This is a genomic window from Caballeronia choica (assembly GCF_001544535.1).
Taxonomy (GTDB): Bacteria; Pseudomonadota; Gammaproteobacteria; order Burkholderiales; family Burkholderiaceae; genus Caballeronia; species Caballeronia choica.
In genome coordinates, this window is record NZ_FCON02000606.1 from 1 (window position 1) to 591 (window position 591).

The 591-nt window shown below is 68.2% G+C and carries 1 protein-coding gene; it reads left to right on the forward strand.

Annotated elements, in window-relative coordinates; all coding sequences use genetic code 11:
• On the forward strand, window positions 1-591 hold a 591-nt coding region (locus AWB68_RS45960; protein WP_200829001.1), incomplete at both ends, for a sensor histidine kinase.

The window sequence follows — 591 nt, forward strand, 5'->3', positions numbered from 1 at the left end:
TGGTCGGCTACTTGAGCGTCAGCCTGATCCCGATCCTCTTCACCCTGGTGGTGGGTGGTCTGGGCCTGCACTCGTTTGCGACGCGCGAGCAGCTCGCCCAGGAAGCCGCCGCGCGCTCGGAGGCGCAACGCCTGGCGGTCGAGTCCCAGTTGCGCCTGCTGCGGGCCCAACTGGAACCGCACATGCTTTTCAACACGCTGGCCAACCTGCGCTCGCTGGTGCGCGAGGACGTCGATCGGGCGGAGTCGATGATCGACCGGCTGATCGTCTACCTGCGCAGCGCGCTGGCCGCGTCGCAGACCGAGTCGGTCGCCCTCAGCCGGGAATTCGCGCAACTGCGCGCCTATCTGGACATCATGGCGCTGCGCATGGGGCCGCGCCTGTCCTTCCGGTTGGAACTTCCGGCCGACCTGGAGGCCACCCAGGTCCCGCCCATGCTGCTACAGCCTCTGGTAGAGAACGCGATCAAGCACGGGCTGGAACCCAAGGTCGGCTCAGGCAGCATCGAGGTGGTCGCGCGCGCGACGCCCGCGGGCATCGAGATCCGCATCAACGACAGCGGCCTCGGGCTGCCCGCGGACGAGGAAGAAG